The sequence below is a fragment of the Lutaonella thermophila genome, assembly GCF_055387725.1.
The window spans coordinates 1,739,586-1,765,352 of sequence record NZ_AP043783.1 but is presented as its reverse complement, the minus strand read 5'-3'; the positions used below and the strand labels follow the sequence as shown (position 1 = coordinate 1,765,352).

At 33.3% G+C, this 25,767-nt stretch carries 24 protein-coding genes; 16 read left to right on the top strand and 8 right to left on the bottom strand.

Features of this window, described 5'->3' with window-relative positions:
* Positions 1 to 233: 233 nt before the first annotated feature.
* Positions 234 to 2,720 carry a zinc-dependent metalloprotease gene (locus tag ACZ5CF_RS08275; RefSeq protein ID WP_464578799.1) on the top strand — a complete coding sequence of 829 codons (2,487 nt, stop codon included), beginning with the start codon at positions 234 to 236 and terminating at the stop codon, positions 2,718 to 2,720.
* A gap of 35 nt (positions 2,721 to 2,755) precedes the next feature.
* Here the strand turns inward: ACZ5CF_RS08275 and ACZ5CF_RS08270 are convergent, their stop codons facing one another.
* The 5 genes from ACZ5CF_RS08270 to ACZ5CF_RS08250 all read right to left on the bottom strand — a co-directional run bounded on the left by ACZ5CF_RS08270 (position 2,756) and on the right by ACZ5CF_RS08250 (position 8,520).
* Positions 2,756 to 3,235: an Hsp20/alpha crystallin family protein gene (locus ACZ5CF_RS08270; protein WP_464578798.1), complete on the bottom strand. Its 480-nt coding sequence runs from the start codon at positions 3,233 to 3,235 to the stop codon at positions 2,756 to 2,758.
* Between the two features lie 188 nt (positions 3,236 to 3,423).
* Complete coding sequence (locus tag ACZ5CF_RS08265) at positions 3,424 to 4,824, bottom strand: TolC family protein (protein ID WP_464578796.1); 1,401 nt, start codon at positions 4,822 to 4,824, stop codon at positions 3,424 to 3,426.
* A 3-nt stretch (positions 4,825 to 4,827) separates the two neighbouring features.
* Positions 4,828 to 6,174: an HlyD family secretion protein gene (locus ACZ5CF_RS08260; protein ID WP_464578795.1), complete on the bottom strand. Its 1,347-nt coding sequence runs from the start codon at positions 6,172 to 6,174 to the stop codon at positions 4,828 to 4,830.
* A gap of 12 nt (positions 6,175 to 6,186) precedes the next feature.
* A complete protein-coding gene (locus ACZ5CF_RS08255) occupies positions 6,187 to 7,842 on the bottom strand; it encodes a peptidase domain-containing ABC transporter (RefSeq protein ID WP_464578794.1) in 1,656 nt (551 codons plus the stop codon).
* A 3-nt stretch (positions 7,843 to 7,845) separates the two neighbouring features.
* Entirely contained in the window at positions 7,846 to 8,520 is a 675-nt protein-coding gene (locus ACZ5CF_RS08250; protein ID WP_464578793.1) for a TetR/AcrR family transcriptional regulator, read from the bottom strand.
* Between the two features lie 166 nt (positions 8,521 to 8,686).
* Between ACZ5CF_RS08250 and ACZ5CF_RS08245 the strand changes: the two genes are divergently transcribed.
* Entirely contained in the window at positions 8,687 to 9,742 is a 1,056-nt protein-coding gene (locus ACZ5CF_RS08245) for an NAD(P)-dependent alcohol dehydrogenase (protein ID WP_464578792.1), read from the top strand.
* 60 nt (positions 9,743 to 9,802) lie between these two features.
* Here the strand turns inward: ACZ5CF_RS08245 and ACZ5CF_RS08240 are convergent, their stop codons facing one another.
* The gene (locus ACZ5CF_RS08240; RefSeq protein WP_464578791.1) at positions 9,803 to 10,909 is read right to left on the bottom strand and encodes a helix-turn-helix domain-containing protein; all 1,107 of its coding nucleotides are present in this window, start codon (positions 10,907 to 10,909) and stop codon (positions 9,803 to 9,805) included.
* 151 nt (positions 10,910 to 11,060) lie between these two features.
* Here ACZ5CF_RS08240 and ACZ5CF_RS08235 point away from each other — a divergent pair, with 151 nt between their 5' ends.
* From ACZ5CF_RS08235 to ACZ5CF_RS08195, 9 genes are all read left to right on the top strand, one after another.
* Positions 11,061 to 11,258 carry a hypothetical protein gene (locus ACZ5CF_RS08235; protein ID WP_464578790.1) on the top strand — a complete coding sequence of 66 codons (198 nt, stop codon included), beginning with the start codon at positions 11,061 to 11,063 and terminating at the stop codon, positions 11,256 to 11,258.
* Positions 11,242 to 11,940: a hypothetical protein gene (locus ACZ5CF_RS08230; protein WP_464578789.1), complete on the top strand. Its 699-nt coding sequence runs from the start codon at positions 11,242 to 11,244 to the stop codon at positions 11,938 to 11,940. Before ACZ5CF_RS08235 ends, ACZ5CF_RS08230 begins: the two co-directional genes overlap by 17 nt.
* Before the next feature lie 96 nt (positions 11,941 to 12,036).
* Entirely contained in the window at positions 12,037 to 12,660 is a 624-nt protein-coding gene (locus ACZ5CF_RS08225; protein WP_464578787.1) for a porin family protein, read from the top strand.
* Positions 12,661 to 13,058: 398 nt separating this feature from the next.
* The gene (locus ACZ5CF_RS08220; RefSeq protein WP_464578786.1) at positions 13,059 to 13,442 is read left to right on the top strand and encodes a DUF1801 domain-containing protein; all 384 of its coding nucleotides are present in this window, start codon (positions 13,059 to 13,061) and stop codon (positions 13,440 to 13,442) included.
* A gap of 51 nt (positions 13,443 to 13,493) precedes the next feature.
* Entirely contained in the window at positions 13,494 to 14,213 is a 720-nt protein-coding gene (locus ACZ5CF_RS08215) for a hypothetical protein (RefSeq protein WP_464578785.1), read from the top strand.
* 63 nt (positions 14,214 to 14,276) lie between these two features.
* Positions 14,277 to 15,272 carry a hypothetical protein gene (locus ACZ5CF_RS08210; RefSeq protein ID WP_464578783.1) on the top strand — a complete coding sequence of 332 codons (996 nt, stop codon included), beginning with the start codon at positions 14,277 to 14,279 and terminating at the stop codon, positions 15,270 to 15,272.
* Between the two features lie 41 nt (positions 15,273 to 15,313).
* Positions 15,314 to 17,305: a S41 family peptidase gene (locus ACZ5CF_RS08205; RefSeq protein ID WP_464578782.1), complete on the top strand. Its 1,992-nt coding sequence runs from the start codon at positions 15,314 to 15,316 to the stop codon at positions 17,303 to 17,305.
* 133 nt (positions 17,306 to 17,438) lie between these two features.
* Positions 17,439 to 18,164, top strand: coding sequence for a pepsin/retropepsin-like aspartic protease family protein (locus ACZ5CF_RS08200; protein ID WP_464578780.1), 726 nt, complete (start codon positions 17,439 to 17,441; stop codon positions 18,162 to 18,164).
* Positions 18,165 to 18,330: 166 nt separating this feature from the next.
* Positions 18,331 to 18,882, top strand: coding sequence for a YceI family protein (locus tag ACZ5CF_RS08195; RefSeq protein ID WP_464578778.1), 552 nt, complete (start codon positions 18,331 to 18,333; stop codon positions 18,880 to 18,882).
* Here the strand turns inward: ACZ5CF_RS08195 and ACZ5CF_RS08190 are convergent.
* A complete protein-coding gene (locus ACZ5CF_RS08190) occupies positions 18,869 to 20,845 on the bottom strand; it encodes an alpha-ketoacid dehydrogenase subunit alpha/beta (RefSeq protein WP_464580845.1) in 1,977 nt (658 codons plus the stop codon). The genes ACZ5CF_RS08195 and ACZ5CF_RS08190 overlap by 14 nt on opposite strands.
* A 164-nt stretch (positions 20,846 to 21,009) precedes the next feature.
* Here ACZ5CF_RS08190 and ACZ5CF_RS08185 point away from each other — a divergent pair, with 164 nt between their 5' ends.
* The 5 genes from ACZ5CF_RS08185 to ACZ5CF_RS08165 are packed head-to-tail and all read left to right on the top strand — an operon-like array spanning position 21,010 to position 25,038.
* Positions 21,010 to 21,960 (top strand): isopenicillin N synthase family dioxygenase, encoded by a 951-nt coding sequence (locus tag ACZ5CF_RS08185; protein ID WP_464578777.1) that lies wholly within the window; start codon positions 21,010 to 21,012, stop codon positions 21,958 to 21,960.
* Between the two features lie 3 nt (positions 21,961 to 21,963).
* Complete coding sequence (locus ACZ5CF_RS08180; protein ID WP_464578776.1) at positions 21,964 to 22,317, top strand: translation initiation factor; 354 nt, start codon at positions 21,964 to 21,966, stop codon at positions 22,315 to 22,317.
* Positions 22,318 to 22,371: 54 nt separating this feature from the next.
* Positions 22,372 to 23,304 (top strand): DUF1835 domain-containing protein, encoded by a 933-nt coding sequence (locus ACZ5CF_RS08175; protein WP_464578774.1) that lies wholly within the window; start codon positions 22,372 to 22,374, stop codon positions 23,302 to 23,304.
* Positions 23,305 to 23,310: 6 nt separating this feature from the next.
* Positions 23,311 to 24,180 (top strand): nucleoside phosphorylase, encoded by an 870-nt coding sequence (locus ACZ5CF_RS08170; protein ID WP_464578772.1) that lies wholly within the window; start codon positions 23,311 to 23,313, stop codon positions 24,178 to 24,180.
* A 6-nt stretch (positions 24,181 to 24,186) separates the two neighbouring features.
* The gene (locus tag ACZ5CF_RS08165) at positions 24,187 to 25,038 is read left to right on the top strand and encodes a substrate-binding domain-containing protein (protein ID WP_464578771.1); all 852 of its coding nucleotides are present in this window, start codon (positions 24,187 to 24,189) and stop codon (positions 25,036 to 25,038) included.
* Here ACZ5CF_RS08165 and ung read toward each other — a convergent pair.
* Complete coding sequence (gene ung, locus ACZ5CF_RS08160) at positions 25,025 to 25,690, bottom strand: uracil-DNA glycosylase (RefSeq protein WP_464578770.1); 666 nt, start codon at positions 25,688 to 25,690, stop codon at positions 25,025 to 25,027. The genes ACZ5CF_RS08165 and ung overlap by 14 nt on opposite strands.
* Positions 25,691 to 25,767: the final 77 nt, after the last annotated feature.

The following is a 25,767-nucleotide window of genomic DNA, read 5'->3' as shown; positions in this document are numbered from 1 at the left end:
AGTTAGAAAGCTATTAATAAACAAAAGCTTAGATAAAATTCTAGTACGTTAAGTTTTAAACAGCTTATAGTTAATATTATCTAAGTTAGCGTTATTAAAGGCATAGCAAACTGTTGCGTGTTTATTGTTTAAAGTATTACTTTAAGTAAAAAATCTTTACTTGTTAATTTGTGAAACCTTTAACAGTAGTTTTTAGGTAAAATTTGGTACTTTGATAGCTTAATTACAAACTAATGACATTTAAATTACTTCGCTCCTTGCTGTTAGTTGCCTGCATTATAGGAGCCACAACAACTACCAACGCGCAACTCTTTGGTAAGAAAAAAAAGAAAAATCAACCCACCCAAGTAGCTAAAAAGCCCGAAAAACCAAAAAACGGAATTAAGCCTTACAGTAAAGTAATTACTGCCGGAGCCAAGTCTGATAAAGGTTTATTTACTGTTCATGATGTTGATGGTAAATTTTATTATGAAATTCCGGATTCTCTGTTTGATAGAGAAATGCTAATGGTTACCCGAATTGCCAAAACAGCCACTAATATTGGATTTGGTGGTGGTAAAACCAACACACAAGTATTACGATGGGAAAGAAAACCTAAAAAAGTATTGCTTAGAGTGGTTTCGCACCAAGTTGTAGCAGCAGATTCACTTCCGGTGCATGAAGCAGTAGTAAACTCTAATTTTGAGCCTGTTTTATTTACTTTCCCGATTGCAACCATTGGTAAAGATTCATCTACAACAGTTATAGCAATTAATAAGTTGTTTGAAGACGATGTGCTTCCGCTTGGCTTGCCTCAATTTAGAAGAGAACAATATAAAGTAACCACCTTAGATAAAAGCCGATCTTTTATAGAAACACTAAAAAGTTATCCGCTAAACATAGAGTCCAGACATGTTAAAACATACCGTTCTAGAAAACCACCAAGCAATGCAAGTGTAGGTAGTATTAGTATAGAAATGAATAACTCTATGATTTTACTTCCGAAAGAACCCATGAAACGTAGGTATTTTGATGAACGTGTAGGTTGGTTTGCTCGCGGACAAATAGACTATGGTTTAGATGCCCAAGAAAGCAAAACTGTACGTTATTTAGATAGATGGCGATTAGAAGTTAAAGATGAAGATTTAGAGAAATTTAAGCGAGGTGAATTGGTTGAGCCTAAAAAACCAATTGTATATTACATTGATAGAGCAACACCCGAAAAATGGCGTAAGTACATTAAGCAAGGAATAGAAGATTGGCAAGTTGCTTTTGAAGCTGCCGGATTTAAAAATGCTATAATAGCTAAAGATCCTCCTTCTGTTGAAGAAGACCCAGAGTGGTCTCCCGAAGATGTTAGGTACTCAGTGGTACGTTATTTAGCATCTCCCATTCCTAATGCAAACGGTCCGCACGTAAGTGATCCCAGAAGTGGCGAAATTTTAGAATCAGATATTAACTGGTATCATAATGTAATGACCTTACTTAGAAACTGGTTTTTTGTTCAAACAGCAGCTATAAATCCAGAGGCAAGAGGTGTAGCTTTTAAAGATGAAGTAATGGGCAGACTTATTAGATTTGTTTCTGCACACGAAGTTGGGCATACCATTGGATTACCACATAACATGGGAAGCAGTGTTGCGTACCCGGTAGATTCTTTACGATCAGCCAGTTTTACCCAAAAATACGGTACTGCACCATCTATTATGGATTATGCCAGGTTTAATTACGTAGCACAGCCGGAAGATAAAGGTGTTGCATTAATGCCTAATATTGGCGTTTACGATATTCATGCTGTAAAATGGGGATATAGACCAATTTTAGACAAATCTGCAGAAGAAGAAAAACCTATACTTGACTCTTGGATTTTAGCACATGCAAACGACCCAATGTACCGATTTGGAAGACAACAATTTGGTGTTATAGACCCAAGTTCGCAGACAGAAGACTTAGGTGATAATGCTATTAAAGCCAGTGAATATGGTATAGCTAACTTAAAGCGTATTGTACCAAATTTAATAGAATGGACCAAAGAAGACGGTAAAAATTATGCAGATTTAAAAACGCTCTACGGTCAGGTTCTTTCACAGTACAACAGATATATGGGGCATGTTAGCAACAATATTGGTGGTATTTACGAGCACTATAAAACGTACGATCAAGAAGGCGCTGTTTACACACATGTAAATAAGCAACACCAAAAAAATTGCATGAAATTTATACAGAAGCAATTATTTGCTACTCCGGAGTGGTTAATAGACACCGATATTTTTTCTAAAATAGAATATGATGGGAGTGTAGAACGATTAAGAACCATACAAGTTAGAACCTTAAATAATCTTTTAAATTTTGGCAGAATGGCCAGAATTATTGAGAACGAAACTCTTAACGGAAATGAGGCTTATAGTTTAGTTTCTATGATGCGTGATTTAAGAACTGGTATTTTTAGCGAATTACCGGCCGGTAAAAAAATAGATACCTATAGAAGAAACTTACAAAGAGCTTATATTGATAGAATGGCCTATTTAATGACCGAAAACCAAAAGGCCAGTCCGTTTAGGTTTGCTTCTATCACTAAAGTAAATGTAAGCCAATCTGATATTAGAGCTGTAGTAAGGGCAGAACTTAAAAACTTACAAAGAGCTGTAAATTCTGCAATTGGAAGGACATCTCACACAATGAGTAAATATCATTTACAAGACTTAAAAGAACGAATAGACCAAGTTCTTGAACCTTCTTAACAATAAAAGGGGCTGAAAATTCAGCCCCTTTTTTCTTATGAAATTTTAATAGTTTTTGGTGGTTTTTGTCTTGCTTCTTCTTTTTTAGGTAAATGAATACTTAAAATACCATCTTTGTAGTTGGCAGAAATTGCATTGTCATCTACTGTTTCAGGTAATGTAAATGAACGCTTAAATGAAGCATACCCGAATTCTCTTCTAGTATAAGTTACATTATCTTCTTCATTTTCTTCTTTAACCTCTGTAGCAATAGACAATACATGGTTGTCTAAATCTATCTTAAAATCAGACTTTTTTAATCCGGGTACTGCCATTTCTACAAAGTAAGCATCGGCTGTTTCTTTAATGTTAACTTTTGGAAGTGTCATTCCTGTATTAAAGTTAGCCGTAAGTAATGACGGAATCTCTCTTGAAAACCATTCATCAATTAATGATGACCATGAAGGAAAATCTAAAGCATTTGAATTAGAATTTGTCAAACCTCCATTTTTTTTAACAGTTGCTAATGTGCTCATAGTTAAAAAAATTTTTAGTTAGACATTAATTCAAATAACAATGTTACAATCATAATTAGGCAAATTAAATACCAAAACATCATCTTTAAAAAAAGACAACCCTTTTTAAATTTTTATTAAGAAATCAATGAAATTTTTGCAGTTTTCACAATGAATTTGTGTCATTGTTACGGATGACAAAAGTTCAGTTACGGATTTATTTGGGTAGCCATTGTATTAAACAGTTTGGCTTTAGTGTCAAACAACATGTTTTGTACTTGTAAAGCTTTTAGTTTGGCTTCTATTAATTTTACTTCTCTAGAATTAACTAAAAACAATGAGCTTTCACCTATAGAGAACTTTCTTTCTTCGGCTTTTAATAATTGCTCATAATCTAATACAATAGTATTTACAAGTTGATTTTGACGTTTTAGAGAGCTTAACTCTTGTGATACAGCATTGAGCTTGTTTTGTAGTGTTGTTTTTGTAAAAGCAATGGCAAATTCTGTATCTCTGAGTTTTAAGTTTGCTAATTTTAAGTTGGCGCGTTCTTTACGTAAAAATATTGGAAATCTAATGCTCAATCCGCTTTTGTATGCCGATGTACTGAAACTTCTAACAGCTTCTGGGGTTTCGCTAAGAAAATTGTATTCTAAATTAACTTCCGGTAAAAGGTTGTTTAACATTAACCGTTTCTCTATGGTTAAGTTTTTATACTTAAAATCTAGTGTTCTAATTTTCGGGTGCTCATCTACAGAAAAAGTATCTACAGCTATTTCAGACACCTGTAATGTATTATTAATTTGATTTTCAGATACGTTTTCCGGTATAACATTCGGTGCTAACTCTACCGGAACATTATTTTCTAACCATAGATAGTTAGAGACCGCCAGGGTTGCTTTTGTATATGTTATTGTAGCTTTTTCTAAATCAAGCTTTCTGTTGCTTACAGCTATGTAGGCTTCTAAAGTATCTACAGCCGGTTTGTCTCCGTTTTCAAAGCTTTTTTTTACTGCATTAAAACGTATTTGTGCATTTTGTAAAAATGTTGTGTAAACCTGTTTTTCGTTGTAGTGTCTTAACCACTTAAAATATGCTAAAGCAGCTTGGTATAATGTATTGTTAACTGCAAGTTGCTGCTCTGCTTGCATTTGTTTTGTAAATAGTTTTGCTTGTTTTAAAACTGCCATTCTTTGGTTTATAAGCAGTCCTTTTGCAAGCGCTACAGAAACCCCCACACTGTAAAGACCCTCTTCTGGTAAATTTGCCTCGGGGTTTAAAAAAGCACCTTCATTTTCTTCAAAATTGGCTTTTAATTCTACACCATACCATGTAGGAATTTTAAAAGTAGCATTCAGCTTATCAAAATACTCGGTGTCTTTAAATTTTTTACGAGCATAATCTACTTCAAGCTTAGGATCAAACGCACCTCTGGCTTTCATGAGCTTTGCTTGCCCTTCAGACAACTGTAAATTTGCTTGCTTTACTAACGGATGATATGCTTTTACATACCCCATATATTCTGCAAATGGCAGCACGTTTAAATTAGTTTCTTGGGCAAAACTTAAAGCTGGAATAAGTAATACGAATGCGAGTATAAAAGAACGCATAACTTACTTTTTTTGTGTTTGGTTATTTTTAGGAACATAATACTCAGGCGGGAAACCATTTAGTTTTCGCCAGAGCTCGTACCAAATAGGCACATCGTTAAGTAATGCTATAGTTCTTGCTCCAGAACCAACTCTAATAGCCTCAGGCCAAGGATGATCATCCGGATCGGGAGCTAACAAAACTCTATACTTACCGTTATCACTAATAAAATTCTCTATGGCAACAATTTTTGCTCCGTAAGTACCATACGATACGTTGGGCCATCCGCTAAATACAATTGCCGGCCAGCCATCAAACTGTACTCTAACTTTTTCGCCGATATGAATTAAAGGCAAATCAATAGGAGCAATGTAGGTTTCTACGGCCAGTTGATATTTTGCCGGCATAATACCAACTAATTTATCACCTTCTTTAAAGGTCTCTCCAATACCGGATTTTATAGCTTTATTTATGTAACCATCTTGAGGGGCTGTTATGTAGTACAAATTACTTCTAACTTTATAATTGGTGTAGGTATTTTCTAGTTTGGTAACTTGAGCAGAAGCATCAAATTGGTTTGATTGCGCCGTGTACATATCACTTTGTGCTTTAGCAATCTTATCGGCGTATTCAGCTTCTAATCTTGAAAGTTCTACCCTTGCATTTATAACATCGTTTTTAGAAGCCAACAACTTGTTTTCTTGAGCAATAAGTTTTGCTTGTGCTTCTTGGTATTTTAAGCGCATATTTTCTACATCTTTCACAGATTTTATTCCTTCTTCCTGTAGTGTAACTGTACGGTTGTACTGACGCTCAAAAATGGTAGCATTTGTTTTTGCAGCTTCTAAGTCTATGCTATCACTAACAACCTTAAACTTTGCTTGCGCAAGTTTATTCTGAGCTTGCTCTAACTTTAGTTTTTGTTCTTTATTTAAAGCAACTATTTGGCGCTGTAGTGCGTTTACTTTTTCTTTATAAGCATTAACCGATTGGGCTTTAGCTTGAAGCTGACTTTGTGTACGCTCAACCAAATTTGCATCAAAATAATCACTTTTAATTTCAGAAATTCTAATAATAGTATCTCCTTTTTTTACAAAATCTCCTTCTTGTACATACCATTCTTCTATTTTACCGGGTATAGGAGATTGTATGGTTTGGGGTCTTTGACTGGGTAGGAGTGTAGTTACCTGGCCTCTTCCAGCAATGTTTTGTGTCCATGGCAAAAAAAGTATAATAATAATTATGCCTGAAAACACCAGTAGAAATCTGTTAAGTTGCTTGTAGTAACTTTTGTTTAAAACAAGCTTTCCAGACTCATATTTGTGCAAAGAAACGTTCTTCCCAATTGTATTATGAGATATATTTAACATGATTCTTTAATATTATTCTATAGCCCCATTTTTTAGGGTTATAATTGTTTTACTCTTTTGTTTCCAATATGGATTTGAACTTACTACTATCAGGGCCCAAGGGTTTTGCGGGCTTACTAAAAAATCTATAATTTTTTGTGCCTCTTTTTCATTAAATTGACTCAAAGCGTCTTCTAATAATAAAATTTTAGGTTTTTTTACAATAGCACGGGCTAAAACTAATTTTTTAGCAATACTGAATGAAATTTGCTTGCCTTCCGGAAATAATAATGTGCTGAGCCCTTTTGGTTGTTGTTTTAAAAAGGGGAGTAACCCAACCTTATTAAATGCCCAGAGAATCTCTTCATCTGTAATAGATTCATCTCCAAAAGTGATGTTTTCTCGAATAGATCCTTCAAAAGGAGTCTCATCAGCTAAAGATAGTCCTAAATGAGTTCGGTAATAGTTTAAATGAATCCCGGAAAGGGCTATATTATCTACGAGTACAGCTCCTGATGTAGGTTCAATTACTCCAGCAATTAATCGCAATAAGCTTGATTTCCCCGAACCACTCTCACCTTGTATTAAAATTCTACTATCCTTATTTATTTTTAAAGAAATATTATCTAATATTGGCTGAAAACGGTTGGGTACTTGAAATGATATTTTATCTAAAATAACATTAAAACCTTCACTTATTGTTGGTTTTTCTCCTTCTTGGGTTTCTAAATCTTTATCTACAACTTCGCCAATTTTTTCTATTGATGTCAATACATCATAAAAAGATTCTAAAGAAAGAATTAATTTCTCTACAGAAGCAATTACTAAAAGTATAATAATTTCTGCAGCTACAAATTGCCCTATATTCATTTCTTGATTGAGTACTAATGCACCTCCAATAAAAAGTAAGCCTGCTGTAACAATTATCTTAAAACCAATCATTTGTAAAAACTGAAGCATTAAAATTTTAAAATGACTTTCTCTAGCTTTTAAATAATTAGATACTAAATAATCGTTTTTAGTAAGTGCTAATGAAGTTTTACCAGAAAGTTTAAAACTAACAACAGCTCTTGCTATTTCTTGAATCCAGTGGGCTACTTTATACTTATTTCTTGATTCTTCTAAACTTGTTAATAACCCTTTTTCCACAGTAAACTTAAATACTACGTAAATTAAAGTGAGGAGTAAAAAACCAAACACTATAAAAAACGGGTGGTAAAAAGATAACAGTATTAACGCAAATATTATTTGTAAAAGTGCTGCAGGCACATCAACTAAAATTTTAGCTAAAGCTTTCTGTACAATAAGAGTGTCAAAAAATCTATTAGCAAGCTCAGGTGGATAATAATTTCTGAGCTCATGCATCTTTATTTTTGGAAACCTATAACTAAGCTCAAAAGAAGAACGCGTAAATATACGTTGCTGTAAAGATTCTATTATTCTAAGCTGCATTAACTGTAGTGCTCCAGAAAAACCTACCCCTACAGTGACTAATATTACTAAAACAACCCATCCAGATGAAACTTCTGCACCTTGAATTAAGTTTACTATTGCCTGAATCCCCAAAGGCAATGAAAGAGAGACAATACCCGAGAAAATAGCGTAATAAAAAACTTGAATAATATCCTTCCGTTCTAAGGTTACTAATCCGATAAAACGTTGCCAAGGAGTCATTGTTTTAGAAGCCATATATTATTGTTTAATAGCTTGTAAAGCCAAATTTGTAAAAAAGTGTGTAGGTGTAACTTGCTCGTTACAATTAGTAATGGTTTTAAAATGATCTTTTAGAAAATGCTGATGTAAACTACCCTCAATAATTGTACTAGCTAAACTTAATGGATATTCATAATTGGTATTTATTTCTGCAATCATTTGGCTTAATCGTTTAACTAAACCTTTATATATAATAAAATAACCGTTTTTGTTTTCTTGATCTACTTCTTTGGTTAAAAAAGACTTAGAATTTTCATTAATTATTATTCTATTAAGCTTTACTTCGTTTATATGCGAAAAATCAGAATCTTCTTTTACAGTTCTTGTAATTATTTGTATAGCTTTTTTTAATTTCTGTGTTGGATTAGAAAGGTTGTGAGTTTCAAAAACAACCTGATACTCTATCCAAGCCCAATACCAAGAAGACAAGTAGAGTAGGAGCTTGTGCTTACTCTCAAAATACCTGTATATAGAACTCTCGTTAGAGCCTATGGCAATTCCTAACTTTTTAAAGGTAAAATTATCAAACCCAAGCTGGTCTATAAGTTCTATGCTATGCTTAATAATTTTTTTACCCAAAGCAGAAGACTCAGGGTCTTTAATATAAATTTCTGAAGGAACCGCAATCTTTAAATTTGCAAGCAGTTTTTTCATTTTCACAAATTTTGATTGCAAATATAATAGTAACACTATTAATTTTGAGATTTTAACAAATGTTTATGATGTGCTTTTTTATGATAAATAATTTAACAGCCTGATTATCAAGATTAAAAAATTATTCTTGGATTAGATTTTGTACCTTTAAAAAAATCGTCTTACCATGAAAACAAAAGAAATTAAGGCCTATGGAACAGAGTCTGCCAATGCCGATTTAAAACAGCTTACCATTAATAGAAGGTTTGTTACTGCCAAGGATGTAGAAATAGATATTTTGTATTGTGGAGTATGCCATTCTGATTTGCATTTTGCCAGAAATGATTGGGGCATGACTCAATATCCGGTAGTTCCGGGGCATGAAATAGTTGGTAAAGTTCTGCAAATAGGAGAAGAAGTAAACAAATATAAACCAGGAGATTTAGTAGCCGTGGGATGTTTAGTTGACTCTTGCAGGTCTTGCAACAATTGTAAAAATAACTTAGAGCAGTATTGTCCGGAATGGGTTGGTACGTACGGAGGTTTTGATACGTATTTAAATACTAATACACACGGAGGCTACTCTGAAACTATTGTTGTTGATGAAGATTTTGTGTTACGTGTACCTGAAAATTTAGATTTAGCTGCTGTTGCTCCTGTGCTTTGCGCCGGGATTACAACGTGGTCTCCTTTACGACATTGGAATGTTGACAGCAATAGTAAAGTAGCTGTAGTGGGTTTAGGAGGCTTGGGGCACATGGCTTTAAAATTAGCACACGCATTAGGAGCTCATGTTACGTTATTTACCCGATCTGCCAATAAAATTAACGATGCAAAAGCGTTAGGTGCTGATGAAATTATACTATCTACCGATGCGCAACAAATGGAAAATGCCATGGGGCGTTTTAATGTTATTATAGATACCGTTCCTTATGAGCACGATATAAATCCGTATATATCAACTTTAGCAACAGACGGTACATTGGTTGTAGTAGGCTATTTAGGTCCGTTAGATCCAATGTTGGTTACCGTACCGTTAATTATGGGACGTAAGGCTGTAGCCGGATCATTAATTGGAGGTATTGCCGAAACTCAAGAGTTGCTAGATTTTTGTGGTAGGCACAATATCACATCGGATATAGAAATAATTAACATGCAAGATATAAATCATGCCTATGAACGCATGCTAAAAAGTGATGTTAAGTACCGATTTGTTATAGATATGAAGTCTTTAAAAGATTAATTACGTTGAGGTATTATTCTTCTTTTAGAGATAATAAACAGAAGGTACAAATTTTTTAATCTATTTAGATTTAATGAATTGATTAGGTGTAACACCTTCAATTTGTTTAAAAACTCTATAAAAGGTTGCTTTTGATTTGAATCCTGCCATATAAGCAATACTCACAAGATCATATTTAGTGTTTTTATGATCATGTATCAAACGCTTAAATTCATTGACCCTTAGCGTATTTATGAACTCTGAAAAATTAACATAGTTGTTGTGAGCCAAATAAATGCTTAACTCTTTTTTAGAAATATTAAGCTCAATGAGAGAGCGTTCAAGAGTTAAATCTGTATTTGTAAAAATCTTCTCTTTGTGAAATTTTTCTGATATCCGCTCAGAAATTGGTCCTATTGCTTTATACGAAATAGGTTCTTTGAGAATATTTTTAGCAGTAAACAGCTTTTTAAAATAAGGTGTTTCGCTGAGCGAATATATGATTAAGAAAATACTAACAATAATCAAATAAGGTGTTTGTAAATACCAATGAAAATTATAAATTATAGTTCCATTTAAATACATCCAAAATTCAGAATCCGGGTAAATTTTAACTGCTATTTGCGATAAAAATGAACATGTTATAGCAATTAGGTGATAAGCGAAAAAGAAATAAAAAAAGAAACGAACTCTTTTGTAAGCTTTTGTAACTAAAGCCGGTTGTAATCTGTTCCGCAACTCATAGCTACCAAGCACAATATAAAACCAATAAGACAACATTAAATATACAAGTAAGCTCCATGAGGCAATAAGCTTCGTACTTTCATAAAATTCTGGAAAAAATATTCGTGAAATGATATATCTCAAATATAAAACTATAGGTAAGGCCAGATGTATCAAGATGGTTCTCGTTCTTATTTTTTTCCATTTCATTCTTAAATAAAAAAACAACAATGGTCCTAAAAACACTTCCTTATAACCACCTATTAAAATAATGAGCATGGGATTTTCATGCCAAATATCCCAGAAAAACCTTCTAAAAAACCACATTGACATAATCATGCAAATAAATGCCAATGCATATTGCTTCTTGTCACTATAAAAAAACTGCAATCCGGCTAAAAGCAGTAATTGTATAGCTAACAATAAATAAGTGCCATTAACAATAGGATGAAAATCAGGATTCATTAAAAAGCTTTACTTAATTGGATATAAATATAGAAATATAAAAAAGTCTCAAAAAAATGATACGAGACTATCGGCCAATAAATATCACATTTTTTTTAGAAATCTCAATTTATGTTTGCCTGGGAGATAAAATTCTTCAAAACTTTTAAAAATGAAAAGAAGACTAAAACTATTAGAACAAGTACAGGTATATCACTGGATTTTTACGCTGTCGCTTTGCATAGTGGTGTTCTTTTTACTGATAAAGGTTTTTAATGTACAAGTTAACTGTTCTAAAAACACAATGATGCAAAACCAAAAAGAAACAGTACAACTAAACAAAATCAAAAAACATGGAAAAAAGGATTAATTCACTTGAACGCACTGTGAAGATTCAGACAACTGTACTGGTAATTATGGCAATAGCCTTAACAATTAGCTTTTTCAAGCAAATAAAAACAAATAAAAATGAAATCATATATGCCAAGGGAATTGTAATACAAGATGACAATGGCAATGAAAGAATTTTAATAGGAGCACCTGTACCCAATGCAAAAAATCGAATAAGAACTGATTCTCTCAAAGTTTGGGAAAATTGGGGAAAAAATTATGAGCCTGAGTTCATGGAATGGTATAAGGAGTACAGCAATGACAATTATGGCATTTTAATTTTAGATAGTTTAGGATTTGATAGAATTGCTTTAGGTAATCCCGTGCCAGATTTAAGCTTTGGTCAGAGAATAGGTCCTTTAACAGGGCTAATCATTAATGATGAAAATGGAACAGAAAGAACAGGTTACGGTGTTATAAATATTAATGGTAAAAACCGGGTAAATCTAGGTCTTGATGATAAGCATGGTATTGACAGAGTAAGCCTTTCAGTAGATGAATCTGGTGTGTATGGACTTAAAGTTTTTGATAAAAATAGTAGGATATTTCTTGGAAAGACAGATTCAATAAACCCTTTCTTGAAAGATGTTCCAAATTTCAACGGGCTATTTATTGATGACGCAGATAACCAAGATGTTGATATCATACTAAATAAAGAATAAAACCCAACCAACATGATTTAACCTTAAGAAAACTTCATAATAAACCACAAATTATATCAACGTAATAAAAAAACACCTATGAAAACAAAATGTATCTTGTCATTCTTTATATTAACTGTTTATGTAACAGCTTTTGCACAAACTAAAAACAAGGAAGTAGAGGAGGCCATAACATTTGGTATTAAAGGGGGATTGAATGTTTCAAATCAAAGTATTGATTATAAAGCAACCGATCAATTTAAAGTAAACTCTTCAGCTACCACATCGTTTCATTTTGGCATTTTTAGTAACATTCCTTTTTCAGAAAACTTCAGTTTTCAGCCTGAAGTACTTTACTCCAGAGAAGGTTCAAAAATCAATTTGTCTTTTGAAGAACCAGAACCCTTCAAAATAAAGTTCAAGCAAATGGTAACATATATTAATGTGCCAACCCTGATTGCTTATCAACCCTTTGAAGCAAATTTATCCATTCATGTTGGCCCACAATTCGGATTTCTCATTAAGGACGAATTAGACATTGATATTGATGATGGTGAAATTCTGGATTCTGAATACAAATCGTTTCAGTTATCAGCAGTTTTTGGGTTAGAGTATAAGATTATCTCTTCGTTACACATTGGCGGACGATACACCCTTGGTATTAATGACATTTCCAATTCAGACGACGGTAGTATCAAAAACAATACGTTACAGTTTTATGTAGGTTATACATTATTCTAATTTAATAACATTATTGAATGGTGAAAAAGAATAGTATGATTTATGGAGTTGGCGTGTTTCTATTCATTGTGTCAGAATGTATGGCATGCCATAAAGATGCAGATAACAAGGGGCTTCATAAATCGAAAATAGCGGAAGTGATTTACGCCATTATAATTAAAACCTTTAATAAAGTTTAACAATAAGCCACAAAGAAAACAAAAATTTAAATTAAAGAATATGAAAAAATCAAATTTGAAGACAATATTACTAATTGTCATTATTGCGTTATTAATAATATGCGCATACGGAATTTTTTCTCGTCCGACGATAGACGAAATTGACCAAAGAATAATGTATTGGGAACAACATTTCTCATAGTTCTTTTCTAATTAAATATTTTCTTGAATTAGAAGAAAATGAATGAAGTAGAAACCTTTATATATCAACTCGAAGGAGATCAACAAAAAGTAATGTTGTTTCTGCATAATTGGTTAACCAAAGAACTAAACCTAACAGCAAAAATTAGATTTAATATACCTTTTTACTATCAAAAATCCTGGATATGTTACTTGAATCCAACAAAGGAAGGTAAAATAGAGTTTGCTTTCGTTAGAGGAAATGAGCTTTCTAATGAGCAAGGACTCTTAGATAATAAGGGGCGCAAACAAGTATTTAGTGTTATATTTAAGAATATAAAAGACATACCGTTTAAAACAGTAAATGAAATTATGCATGAAGCCATTTTACTTGATGAAATAAAACCCTATGAGTCTAAGAGAAAACGGAATTTACATAAATAAGATCTTATGTTCTGTTAGCTGCAACTAAATGGCGAATTAAAAAAACAAACCATGATTCAAAATACCCAATACAAAAGATTCATATTAATAGCGACTATTTGCTGTTTTTTATCTGTAATTACCACACTAGGAATTCATTCTAATCTATTTGACTTAGGTGAGCTAAGTTTTGAAGCGCGCATTAAATTATTTGAGAATTCAAAATACATTGCAAATAGGTTCTGGATAATTGCTCATTGCCTGTTAGTGTTGATTGCAATGTTAGGTTTCCTATTAATTCAAATTAAGAAGAGTCCCGGATTTACAATCTTAGGATTTATATTCTTTTCGGTATTTTCATTTACTGAGATCTTTCGCCAAATGTTTGTTTTCTTCTACTTGAACAATCTACGCAGATCATATCTAGAAACAAATGATATTGCAGTTCAAGAGATAATACAAATTAATATGGATCATGCAGGATTGATTGGTTACGCTCTTTTCGGCTTATTTATAGTGGCCTTTGCTCTGGGAAATATCTGTTATGGGATTAGTCTTGTTAATGGTTCTAAATTTGATCGCATTCTTTCATATCTGCTAGTTATCTGGGGCTTCGGAAATTTGACTGCTTTTGTAAATGAATTTTTGCAATCGAAAAATTTAGGTGAATTTGTGTATTACTTTAGTATAATCTACCAGCCTATAATGCGAATTTTAGTAGGCTTCTGGTTACTTCATAAATTCAAACTAATAAAAGTAAAAATGGTAGCAACTAACAACGCGTATAATTAATTGCCAGAAATCATCCGCAACTAATTATACACATGACCGTTAGGTTTGCCTAAAACAAAAACAATGAAAACAAAAACAATCACATTTATTACAATACTTTTGGGTGTAAACATTTGTCTACAAGCACAGTCTGTAACAGATACAATTGCACAAACCAATCAATTTAGCTTTCATAATAATAAATGGGTCAATTTACATCATTTTCTATTCGAAAGAGCAAGTCATCAACAACACACAAAATTAAGTGAAGACGGTCTAAATTTCCTTGATATTGGCGAGCAAAATGTTCTGGGCAATTTGTCCCAAGAAGAACAAAAAACACTTGAAGACTGTATAAAGTTTTATAGAAAGGAAGTTATAGGCCAGGAATTATTGCATTCTGGTCGTGTTCTTAAATGGCTTCAAAAACAAAAAGAAAACGAATTTATTACCGATACAACATTTTCTAAGAAGTTTACAAGTATACTCAATAAAATAAATAAGCTATACACCGAAAAACTATGGCCTATACATAAAAAACACAACACATTCATATTAGCAAAGCATCTTCATTTTATAAAAAGCATTGAATCAAAAGTGATACATGATTTGGAGCATGTGTCGGGAATCAAGTGGTCTAAATTAGTGAGGGTAGATATAACAACTTATGGAAATTGGGCAAGTGCTTATTCTCCGGCTAACGACAACATAGTTGTTTCAACTATTGATCCCTTAATGCAAACATCGGTATTTATTGAATTTGTGTTCCATGAAGGTTCACATCTCTTGTTCTTACGCAATTCACCATTTAGAAAGAAATTATTTAAGACCGCTAAGACTCAGGACATTGCATATCCTAAGCAGTTATGGCATGCGGCTATGTTTTATTTATGCGGTCTATCTGTTAAAAAACACTTGAAAACAGTAGGAGTAGAGCACCAGCTAATAATGGAGCAAAAACAGGTTTTTCTTGATTTTTATACCGATGAGCAATTTAAAAAAGTGCTAAATGCATATTATGATGGCTCAATTACTTTATCCAGAGCTTTTGAGTTAATACTCAAAAAGTATCAAGAATAGTTATGCCTTTTCTATTTGCCAATAAAGCAAATTCAACACTAATGAATAAACTAATTTATAATATACTATTTGTTGTTATATTGTTGGGTTCGTTTGTTGAGACCTTTAACCTGCAAGCACAACCTAAAATGCCAAAGAACGCTAGCAGGGAGGTTAAAAACCTAACAGTATTCGCTAAGTCCTACGGATATATTCGTTTTTTTTACCCTAATATTCAGACTGAAAATTTTAACTGGAATGCTTTTTTAATGTATGGTGTTCAACAAGTGCGAAACCTTAAAACAGATGAAGAATTGAAGGGTAAATTATCAGATTTATTCGCATCAATTGCACCATATACCATGTTTAGCAACTATGAAAAGAGAGATCTTAAGCTAAAATCAATTTCTCAAGGTGATAGCATTACTTTTTGGCAACATAGTTCTTTTTCAATAGGGGAGAACTTGGGTGTAAAATCAGAAGGAAATGATCTTAAAATTTTAGTAACTACTGAGTTTGATTCTACCAAAACAATACAGGTAAATAGCCCTTTTCTAAAAGATGATATTAAATTTGAGTTTATTGACTATTTAAACTTTAATAAATACTTCTATCCAGAGAATTTTCGTCCTTCAAAATTAAGCACAGAGATTATTCTTGAAAAACATCCAGATCCTTCAGAGACTTTTTCTTACAAGCTTACAGATAATCTTTGGATTACCATGCCAATAGTGTTAAGCAATCAAGAAGCAAAACACTTGGCTCAAAAAGCCCAAATTGAAGAATTTTCAAGCATGTTAGAACAATACTACTCTGAAAAAAAACTACACTACCAGGAAGAAGATATTTGGTATGCTGACTTCATTTTAGCCTGGAATGCTTTTCATCATTTATATCCTTACAGGAAAAGGTCGGAAGAAAAGTTCAAGTTTCAGTCTTCAGATCAACTTAAAATTGGTTTAAACGATATTTTCAATTCTAAAGACAAAAAAACGAGTTCCCTCAAGGTTATTAAACATTATGTTTCTTTGTTTCAAGATGGGCATGCCAATGTCACCAGACCACAAACTCAAGACAAAAATGGGAATAAAACAAAAGCAGTACAAAGTTGGCTGCCTTTCTACAGGATTTACTCACAGGGAAAGGTGTATGTACTGAGAAGTTTCGACCCTAAAATAAAAAGCGGTGATGAAGTATTAGAAATAAATGGTAAAGAAGCTTCTGTTCTTATAGATAGTAAAATTAAAAATGAGGTTGCATCTCCTCAATTAAACTTGTGGAATGCTGTGAATACCATTGGGGCTTTGGTTAATGCGCCTAAAGCAGTGGTGAAGCTTAAGAGAGATAATGAAGTAGTAACAATAGAAGTAAACACGATTTCACAAAAGGACTACTTTCAGCATTTTAGAAATCCGTTTGGGCATGAGCCTTTTGAATACCCAAAACCGGGAACCATCTACATCAATCCATCCTTTGTATCTTCAAAAGATCTTTACGATAAATTAGATGAGTTATTACAAGCAGAGCATTTAATAATTGATTTAAGGGTTTACCCAAATTCCTTAAAGGCTATTTTTGACCACCTACAGGTAGGTCAAGGATTGGGAAAAGGCTTGATAATTAGCAGTCCGCTTAACATGTATCCCAATCAGGATCAAAAATTTCACATTTGGCAATCTGCATTAACCATCCCTAAACAACCGCACATTAAGGCTAAAATAACAGTGTTGGTTAGTAGTGCCACTATGAGTAGGGGTGAAACATTTGCCAGTTATCTCAAGTATGCTGGAGCAACCTTAATTGGAGACGGCAACACTGCCGGGGCATCTGGAGGTATCAATTGGTTCACCACGCTAGCTGGCACTAAAATTTGGCTTACTACTAGCTATGCTGTCAGACAGAACGGTGAAGAAATGCAATCAATTGGAATAACACCTGATATTTTGGTAAAGCATTCACTTGAAGGATTAAAAAAAGGGAGAGACCAGCTTTATGAAGCAGCGCTGAAAACAGAAAACAACCAATACTTGAAAAATATTGACAAAGGGCAATAAAGCAGTCCTTTCAATGTCGTTACTAACAATAATTAAAAATTAACAACCATGAAACTTAACACCTTTATTACAACTATTTTACTGTGCTTACAGGCTACTTGTGTCATTTCTCAAGAATATCCTATCCATTTTTATGTTGGATACTGGAGCAGGCGCAATTGTTTTATCTAGCAAAACCTTTGATAAAGTAAAGAAAAGTGCCGAAGAATCAGGTTATTTTACTGGTTTTAGGCATGATGGCGATCGCTTGGATGGTCAGGTTTACAAAATTCCATCCATTGCCATTGGCGCCCATAAAATAAATGGTCCTTTAATTGGTGTGTACCCACCGCTCGATAATTACGGAATCGAAGGTCTAATTTCACTAAAATTTTTTGAGGATAAACCTTTTACCATTGATTTCACTAACAAAAAACTAATTATGTTATCTAATAACGAAGTTGATGAATTGGCCAAAAACCATATAGTTCTTCCCATGTCTCTTAGTATAAAAGGAAATGTTTCACTAGATGTTTTCATACCAATTGTTATTAATGACAAAGTAACCATTCATGCAGAATTTGATACCGGCAGTGGTTATAAAACATTTTTGGTCAATCCGTATTTTATCAGCCAACTTCAACTGAATAGAAATATTGCCAAAACTCAAGCTTATAAAACAGTATTATCTCAAGAGAAAAGAACCGACTCGATTTTTAATTTAGACAAGGTTGCTTTTGGCAACTTTATAAGTAGACAAAATGTAACTGCATCATTTAGAGAAGGATTGATATATGAAGGTTTGATTGGTAGTGGGCTTTTTAAAGAAACACAAGTTACTATAGACATTCCAAGCAAGCGTTTTATAATACACCAATAATATTAGTATTAATTTAATCACAATAAGTTTCCGCTAAATTTATTGTCTTATAATTTACATTATGTCAAATAAAATGTTTTTATCCCTCTATTTTATCGATTAAAAGATTAATAACTTCGTTAAGTTGCTAATTTTTAGTATATTAGCACTTCTCAATTCTTAAAACATGAAATATGGCAAACAAATACTCTTAATTGCCATAATACTTATTCTCTTTGGCATTTTTTCTTTTTCTCCGTCATATTTATCCAAACAAAGCGTAGAATCTGAAATATACTTTCATTTACCTTCTAAAAATATTACAGGTACTATTGGTGGTTTAACTACGTATAGTCTATTTGATCCGGAAAATTTACATTTATCTAATGTTAAAGCCGAAGTTGAATCTAAAACACTTAATACCGGTAATATTGCTCGTAATCTAAGATTTACTTCTAAAAAATTCCTACATGCAAAAAAGTTTCCTAAAATTATATTTAAAAGCGAAAAAGTTGTAAAGGTTGAAGACAGCTATGTTCTGTTGGGGCAATTATCAATAAAAAATCAGCAAAAAAAGGTGGCTTTTACCATAACCCACAAAAATGATACTGTTTTTGGTGTTACCTCTATAAATCTTGCAGATTTTGGTATGCAGCTAAGCCAAAAACGTTATGAAAACAAGCTAGATATTTACGTTAAAGTGCCTTATTCGTCTGCTATAACAGCTAATACGCAATAAGCTCTTTGGTTGCTTGTAATAATCTGCTTTTAGCTAAAAAATTATCTTCTAAATCTTTAGCAAATGGTACAGGGGTATCTAAGCTTGCTACTCTTTTTATAGGTGCATCTAAATATTCAAAACAATTTTCTGTAATTAAAGCCGCAATATCGCTAGCTATGCCTCCAAACATTGTATCTTCTTGCAATAACAACACTTTGCCGGTTTTTTTTACGGTGTTGTAAATAGCCTCGGTATCTAAAGGTTGTAATGTTCTTAAATCTATTATATCTGCGCTAATTTCAGGGTGCTGTTGTACAAGCTCTAATGCCCAATGAACTCCTGCTCCATACGTAATTATGCTAATATCTTTACCTTCATAAACTTGCGCTGCTTTACCAAAAGGCAATGTGTAATATTCTGTTGGAACATCTTGATATACGCTTCTGTAAAGTGCTTTGTGTTCAAAAAACATTACCGGATTAGGATCATTAATTGCTGTTGCTAACAAACCTTTAGCATCAAACGGGAATGCCGGATAAACAACTTTTAATCCGGGGGTTTTGGTAAACCAAGCCTCATTAGTTTGACTGTGAAACGGACCAGCCCCTACTCCTGCTCCACAAGGCATTCTAACAACCACATCGGCTTTTTCATTCCATCTGTAATGTACTTTTGCCAAGTAGTTTACTATCGGGTTAAATCCGGTGGATACAAAATCAGCAAATTGCATTTCTACTACAGCTTTCATGTTGTTTATAGATAATCCCATGGCTGTAGAAACAATAGCCGATTCACAAATAGGCGTATTACGCACTCTTTCTTTACCAAACTCGTTTATAAAGCCTTCGGTTATTTTAAAAACTCCTCCGTATTCTGCAATATCTTGCCCCATGATAACCAAATTGGAGTGCTTTTGCATAGATTGTTTTAACCCTTGCGAAATTGCATCAACAAATCGAATGTTTTGCTTTTCTAAATTTGGTTTAACTTCTTGATATTCAAAATTTTTATAAACATCATTTAACTCATTACTTTCATTAAATGAGATAGTACTTTCATTAAATGCAAGTTTTAAATTTTCTTCTATTTTGGCTTTTATTTTTTTCTCTAACGATTCTTCAACTGTATTGGTTAAAACGCCCTCTTCTACTAAATAATTTTTATAATTCTCTAATGGATCTTTAGCAGCCCAAGCATCCATTAATTCTTTTGGCACATACTTGGTTCCGCTTGCTTCTTCGTGCCCACGCATTCTAAAAGTTTTAAACTCCAGTAAAACAGGCCTTGGATTTTCGCGTAAGCTTTGCGCCAGCTCATTAACTATGTGGTAAACTTCTAAAATGTTATTGCCATCAATTATATAAGAATCCATTCCGTAGCCTTTACCTTTATCGGCTAAATGCTCACAACGGTACTGTTCTTTTGTAGGTGTAGAAAGTCCGTAACCATTATTTTCTATACAAAACAACACCGGTAAATCCCAAACAGCTGCAATGTTAAGAGCTTCATGAAAATCGCCTTCGCTTGTTGCACCTTCGCCGGTAAATACGGCCGTTACTTTTTGTTCTTTACGTAGTTTATGCGCTAATGCTATCCCATCGGCCACACCTAATTGTGGTCCTAAATGAGAAATCATTCCAATTATTTTATATTCTTGTGTGCCAAAATGAAAACTTCTATCTCTACCCTTAGTAAAGCCATTAGCTTTACCTTGCCATTGCGAAAACAATCTGTTTAAAGGGATGTTTCTGGTAGTAAAAACCCCCAAATTTCTGTGCATTGGTAAAATATATTCATCGTCTTGCAATGCTTTAGTTACCCCAACAGAAATGGCCTCTTGCCCTATCCCACTAAACCATTTAGAAATTTTACCCTGACGTAATAAAACAAGCATTTTCTCTTCTATTCTTCTGGGCAGTAACATAGCTTCGTATAGCGAAAGCAATTGAGAGTCAGTAAGATTATTTCTATGAAACATCATGGCGTCTTGGGTTACAGATGTGTTTGGCATAACAAATAATATTTTCGGGGTAAAAGTAGAAAAAAATATAACCTTGCCAGCATTAGCTTTATAATATTTTATTCTGCTTAAACAGCCTGTTAAAAAGCATTTTTCGTTACATTTGTACTAAATTTTAAAGCATTATGAACAAGATACCAAGCGTAGATTTACGAGATTTTTTATCGGAAGATCCGGCAAGAAAGCAAAAATTCATCAAAGAAATTGGTGAAGCATATGAAAACATTGGCTTTGTTGCACTAAAAGGACACTTTTTAAGTGATGAGTTAGTTGATAAGCTTTATGACCAAGTAAAAAAGTTCTTTGATTTACCATTAGAAGTAAAAAAGAAATACGAAATTGAAGGTATTGGCGGTCAAAGAGGCTATACATCTTTTGGTAAAGAGCACGCTAAAGGCAGAACCGAGGGAGATTTAAAAGAGTTTTGGCATTTTGGTCAGTATGTAGAAGACGATCCGGTTCTTGAAGCAGAGTATCCTCCAAATGTTTATGTAGAAGAACTTCCCGAATTTAACGAAGTTGGTAAAGAAGCTTACAAACAGCTAGAAAGAACCGCTAAATATGTTTTAAGAGCATTGGCATTGCGTTTAGGGTTAGATGAGTACTATTTTGATAAGTACATTAAAAATGGTAACTCTATATTACGCCCAATTCACTACCCTCCTATTACAGAAGAACCAAAAAATGCTGTTAGAGCAGCTGCACATGGTGATATTAACTTAATTACATTACTAATGGGAGCGCAAGGTAGAGGGTTGCAAGTGCAAAACCATAAAGGAGAATGGATAGACGCTATTGCAGAACCAGATGAATTAATGATTAATGTTGGTGATATGTTGTCACGACATACTAACAATAGGTTAAAATCTACTATTCACCGTGTAATAAATCCACCTAGAGAGCTTTGGGGAACTTCAAGATATTCTATTCCGTTTTTTATGCATCCGGTAAGCCATATGCCACTTAACTGCTTAGAAAACTGCATAGACGAAAATAATCCAAAACTTTACGAAGATATTACAGCCGGTGAGTTCTTACATGAACGTCTGGTAGAGTTAGGATTAATAAAAGATTAATTCGTGACGAAAAAGAAACTAAATAGTTTTGAAGCATTGGGAGGGTTTGTGTATTCTACAAATGACGATTTTGAATTTGAAAATGATACCGTAGAGCAACAAACCCTTCCTCCTGTTCAACAACACCTAGAAGCTCACTTTAGCACCAAAGGAAGAGCAGGAAAAATTGTTACTGTAATTAAAGGTTTTGTTGGTTCTGAGACCGATTTAAAGGAGCTGGCAAAACTTTTAAAAACCAAATGCGGAGTTGGTGGATCTGTTAAAAATGGTGAGATTATTATACAAGGTAACTACAGAGAAAAAATAATTACTATCTTGCAAGAGCAAGCTTATAATGTAAAACGTGTAGGAGGATAAAACCTAACCACATTTGCCTATGGCATAACTTTACCCAACCAACTACTAAAAATTATGAGTAAAACTTTGCATATCACCAACGGTGATGCGTTTACGCTTACCTTACAACAACTACCAATTAAAGGAGAAATTATTACTTGGCGCGAAATGCTTTGCGAAGGTAAAACCAGTGTAGATGTTGGAAGCGAATCGTTCTGGAAAACACGTTTTGAATACCTAAACAGAAAGTACAAAGTTACCAAGAACAAGTTTATAAACTTTACCCTTAAAGAGTACAGAAATCTTTGCAACCAAAAACAGCAAAGCGAAATTGTTTTGTGGTTTGAGTATGATTTGTTTTGCCAAATTAACATGATAGCTGTTATTAGTTGGCTTCATAAACAGAGAAAAGGAGCCGATATTTACTTGGTTTGTAGTGGTAAAGAAGATGACACTAATAAAATGTATGGGTTAAATGAGCTCTCTAAAGATCAGCTCATGTCATTATACAACAATAAAGTACAATTAACTTTAGATGATATTGAATATGCCGATTACATTTGGCAGCTGTATTGTAGTGATAATCCTATGCGTTTAGAAACATTTACAAAATTTAATTCTTCGCAATTTGAGTATTTGCCCGATGCTCTTGAAGCTCATATAAAAAGATTTCCGACCATAAAAAACGGACTAAACTATTTAGAGAATAAAATTCTTGAAAAAGCAGCCAATAACTCATTTAAAACTAAAGAGCAACTTATTGGAAACATGTTAAGAGACCAAGACATGTATGGTTTTGGAGATTTACAGTTTTATAGAATGCTTACAGACTTAAAACAATTATTCACCTCATATTACCCCGTTAAACTCAGTAAAAAAGGGAAAGCAGTACTAAATAAAAAAGAGAATTTTTATGCTACAATTAAAGATGATTCTCTTTATTTAGGCGGAGCTCCTAAATATGCCTTTTTATACAACGAGTTAGATCATAAACTATTAAAGTTATAGTACAAAATGCCGATTGCACATTCTGAACTTATTTTAAATGCAGATGGTAGTATTTATCATTTAAATTTATTACCGGAAGATATTGCCACAACCATAATAACAGTAGGAGATCCTGAAAGAGTTAAAAAAGTTTCTAAGTATTTTGACACTATCAGGTTTAAAAAAGAAAAACGAGAGTTTGTAACCCACACAGGAACCTTACAAGGTAAAGAAATAACCGTAATTTCTACCGGTATTGGTACAGACAACATAGATATTGTATTTAACGAGCTAGATGCCTTGGTAAACATAGATTTTAAAACCAGAGAAGTTAAAGATACTCTTACCTCGTTAGATATAATAAGAATTGGAACCTCAGGATCTATTCAAGAAGATGTAGATGTAGATGATTTTTTAATTAGCGAATACGGTATTGGTTTTGACAGTCTTTTGCATTTTTATGAAAGCGAGGCTATACAAGAACACAGTATGCAGGAAGCGCTTGTAAAACACACCGATTGGTATCATAAAAAATCTGCTCCCTATATTGTTTCTTGCGATAATGATTTAGCTCAAAAACTATATTCTAACAAAACTCATCTGGGTGTTACAGCCACAAATGTTGGTTTTTACGGCCCGCAAAGCAGAAAGTTAAGGCTTCCTGTGCAAGATGCATTCTTAAACGAGAAATTAGCTTCTTTTAGCTTTAACAACAAACGAATTACAAATCTAGAAATGGAAACTGCCGGAATTTATGGTATGGCTAAATTATTGGGCCATAGAGCTGTTTCTATGAATTGTATTTTGGCTAACAGACCAAAAGGCACTTTTTCTAGAAAGCCAAAAGAAGCTGTCGACAAACTCATACAATATACCCTAGAGAAAATTATATCGTAACGCTCAATGAAAACTATTCGCATTGCCGGAGTACCTGAACACTTTAACTTTCCTTGGCATTTAGCTATAGAAGACGGTTTGTTTGCAGAAGTTGGTTTAGATGTTACATGGATTGATGTTCCCGAAGGTACCGGTAAAATGCGCGAAATGCTTAGAGAAAACAGCACAGATTTGGCAATCATTTTAACAGGTGGTATTATTAAAGATATAATTAATGGTAATCCCTGTAAAATTGTTCAAATCTATGTTAGTTCACCATTACTTTGGGGAGTTCATGTTGCAGGAAACTCAAATTATAATACCATCACCGATTTAGAAAATAAAACTGCTGCTATTAGCAGATTTGGTAGTGGCAGCCACTTGGTTACCTACTTACAAGCTAAAAATTACGGGTGGAACACAAAATCGTTATCTTTTAAAATTGTAAATACTTTAGACGGTGCGGTTAATGCTCTTACAAATGGCGAAGCAGATTATTTTATGTGGGAACACTTTACAACAAAGCCTCTTGTAGATAAAGGTATTTTTAAACGCTTAGGAGATTGCCCAACACCCTGGCCTTGCTTTGTTATTGCTGCTAACGAAAACTTTTTAACAAACAACAAAACAACATTAAAACAAGTTCTTAAAATTATAAATACGGTTACTGCTGATTTTAAAGATATACCCAGTATAGATAAAACCTTAGCCAACAGATACCATTTAGCGTTAAACGATATTAGGGCTTGGTTAGCAATTACAGATTGGTCTCAAGAAAATATATCTGAAACTACCATAAAAGCCATTCAAAAAGAATTATTAGCTGTAAATATTATTGATAAAGAAGCAGCTTATTCTAAACTTGTTACCAATTTATAGAGGGCAATCCGTTTTCTTCTAAAATTTTATTACAAGTGCTAAAATGCTTGTTGCCAAACCATAAGCCCCTATTGGCACTTAATGGTGATGGGTGTCCTGATGTTAAAACAAAATGCTTGTTTGTGTCTATTATTTTACCCTTACGTTTTGCATAACCACCCCATAACATAAACACAATTTTTTCTCTTTTATTAGATAGTGCTTGTATAGCAGCATCTGTAAATTGCTCCCACCCTTTATTTTGGTGGCTCCCTGCCTGATGAGCTCTAACCGTAAGTGTTGCATTTAATAAAAGTACACCTTGATTTGCCCATCGTTCTAAATTTCCCGATTTAGGATACGCAACTCCTAAATCGGTTTTAATTTCTTTAAAAATATTTACCAGTGATGGCGGATGCGGCACTCCATCATTAACCGAAAAACAAAGCCCATTAGCTTGTCCGGGGCCGTGATATGGATCTTGACCAATAATTACTACTTTAACATCATGAAACGGACAATAATCAAAAGCCGAAAAAATTCTGCTTCCCTTAGGATAACAGGTATACTGCTTGTATTCTTGCTTTACAAACGCAACCAGATTTTTAAAATATGGTTTGCTAAACTCTTCTTGTAAAACTGTTTTCCAGCTGGGTTCTATGGCTACATCCATATTGTAAAAATAGTATAAAGGCGCAATTTCGTAAAGTTTAAATAAAGTATTTTTAAAGCATTATTTAACGTTATTTA